Origin of the sequence: Nesterenkonia halobia, assembly GCF_039536005.1 — a bacterium.
Taxonomy (GTDB): Bacteria; Actinomycetota; Actinomycetes; order Actinomycetales; family Micrococcaceae; genus Nesterenkonia; species Nesterenkonia halobia.
This window is the reverse complement of the sequence record NZ_BAAAYG010000010.1, coordinates 1-2,317: the sequence shown is the minus strand read 5'-3', so window position 1 is coordinate 2,317 and position 2,317 is coordinate 1. Positions and strand designations below refer to the sequence as shown.

Annotated in this window: 3 protein-coding genes; all 3 read right to left on the bottom strand. The window is 70.9% G+C overall.

Annotated elements, in window-relative coordinates:
- Nucleotides 1-675 (bottom strand): methionine ABC transporter permease (locus ABD652_RS11235; protein ID WP_344721637.1); only part of this gene is annotated, 675 nt, incomplete at its 3' end.
- Complete coding sequence (locus ABD652_RS11230; protein ID WP_344721363.1) at nt 675-1,493, bottom strand: methionine ABC transporter ATP-binding protein; 819 nt, start codon at nt 1,491-1,493, stop codon at nt 675-677. The genes ABD652_RS11230 and ABD652_RS11235, both read right to left, overlap by 1 nt.
- 13 nt (nt 1,494-1,506) lie before the next feature.
- Nucleotides 1,507-1,974, bottom strand: a complete 468-nt coding sequence (locus tag ABD652_RS11225; RefSeq protein ID WP_344721361.1) for an OsmC family protein — start codon at nt 1,972-1,974, stop codon at nt 1,507-1,509.
- Nucleotides 1,975-2,317 lie beyond the last annotated feature (343 nt).

Below are 2,317 nucleotides of genomic sequence, written 5' to 3'. Positions count from 1 at the left end.
CCGGTCCAGGCGCCGGGCGAGCTGGGTGCCGGCCGCCTGGATCAGCATGACGATGACGACCATGATCAGGATGGTGCTGTACATCAGTTCGGGTTCGTAGGCCTGATAGCCGTAGCGGATGGCGAAGTCGCCGACGCCTCCGCCGCCGACAACGCCCATGATCGTCGAGTACGAGATCAGGCTGATGGTCACCGTGGTCAGGCTCAGCACCAGGCCCGAGCGGGCCTCGGGGTAGAGGAACCGGGTGACCAGCTGCCAGGTGCTCGCCCCCAGCGCGCGGCTGAGCTCGACGGTCTGCGGCGGGATCTCCAGCAGCGTCTGCTCGCTGAAGCGCGCGTAGAGGGCGGCGGCGACGAAGGCCAGCGGCACTGAGGCCGCCAGGGTGCCGAAGGAGGTCCCCAGCAGCCAGCGGGTGAAGGGGATCAGCGCGACGACGAAGAGCAGGAACGGCACGGAGCGGACGACGTTGACCGCCGCGTCGAGCACTGCATGCAGCGTGCGCCGCGGGTGCGGGCCGGCCGGACGCGTCAGGTACAGCAGCGTCCCGCCGGGGAGCCCGACCAGCACGGCGGCCAGCAGCGCATTGCCGATCATCGCGATCGTCTCGACGACGGCCTGGATGATCTCGCCGCGGCGGGAGGCCAGGCTCTCGCCCACGGCGTCGAGGAGATCCATCACGCCGCGCCCTCCTCACGGGCCTCACCCTCGCGGAACTCCCGGGAGCCCGGCTCCCGCCGGTCCGAGCCGCCCTCCAGAACATGACGGACACGGGCGGCGTAGGAGCTGAAGGTCTGCGCCGGCGGCGGGGCGACGACGTCGGCCACACCCGTCAGCCGCCCCTCCTCCAGGATGGCCGCGCGGTCGCAGGAGCTCTTGATGACGTCGAGCTCGTGGCTGACCAGCACGATCGTGGTGTCCAGCTCCCGGCGGACGGCCGCCAGGGTCTCCATGACCTCGGACGCGTGGTGGTCGTCCAGGGCGGAGGTCGGCTCGTCGCAGAGCAACAGGTGCGGATCGGTGGACAGCGCGCGGGCGATGGCCACCCGCTGCTGCTGGCCGCCGGAGAGCTGGGCGGGGTACGACGCCGCATGGTCGGCCATGCCGACGAACTCCAGCATCCGCCGGACATGGTCGGCGTCGCGGCGGCGCTGCAGCGACAGCGGCAGGGCCACGTTGGCGGCCGCAGTCTTGTTGGCCAGCAGGTTGAACTGCTGGAAGACCATGCCGATCCGGCGCCGTCGACGCCGTCGGGCCCGCGGCGCGAGCCTCGCGAGGTCCTCGCCGTCGACGTGCACCGTCCCGGCGGTCGGCGCCTCGAGATGGTTGATCAGCCGCAGCAGCGTGGACTTGCCGGAGCCGGACTCGCCGACGACGCCGAGCATCTCGCCGCGCGCGACGGCCAGGCTGACGTCGTACAGCGCCGGCGCCTCGTCTCCGCCCCGCCGGTAGGTCTTGGAGACTCCGGCGAGCTCGATCATGGGTGGTTCGCTCACCTGGACGCGAACATCAGGCTCCGGCGGAGAATTCCTCCACCCGCATCGTGCTCACGTCCGGGCCGGAGAGCAGCTTGGAGACCGGGCAGCGCGCGTGGGCCTCGTCGGCCAGCTCGCGCGCGCGGTCCTCCTCGAGCCCCTCGATGGCGACGACGGCGGTGGGCTCGAAACGATACCCGGGCGCCTCCGCCTCACGGTGCAGCTCGACTTCGACGCGCACCCGCGAGTCGTTCTCCAGGCCGTGCTCGTCGAGCACCTTCTCCAGCGTGGCGTTCAGGCAGGTGCTCCAGGCCATGGCCACGAACTGCTCGGGGTCGAACCCCGAGTCCGGCCCGCGGTGGGGATCCGCCGGCGAGGCGGTGCCCAGCACCGGACCGTTCTCCACCTGCACCGTGCCGTCGGTGCCGCCCTGGTTCTCCGCTCGGGCGATGTACAGGGCCGAGGTCCGCGGCCCGGACTCTGACTTCTGCGCGGTGCTCATGACTCCATAGTAGCCCGATGACGGAAGACCGCGGCACCTCCATTCGTCGCCGCCGCGGACGAGGACGGACACGCCGACGCGAGCTGTGAACATATGTGCTTGACACGTGTTCCAGGGGGTCTACCATGGGACGTGACCTGCTTCACGTGATGCGCCTCACATCATCGGCAGGTCCCCGCTCACCGCACCTGATCCGAGGAGCTTCTCATGACCGCCTCACCAGCCTCCGACACCCAGGCCTCCGAGACGGACTCCGCTGTGCCGGAGACGATGCGCGCCGTCGTCGTCCACGGCCCCGGCGACTACCGCCTGACCACCCGCGAGGTCCCCACCCCAGGAGACG

What these genes read in the sequence shown, in the direction of transcription:
- ABD652_RS11225 (WP_344721361.1), bottom strand. Translation starts at nt 1,974, where the DNA reads ATGAGCACCGCGCAGAAGTCAGAGTCCGGGCCGCGGACCTCGGCCCTG.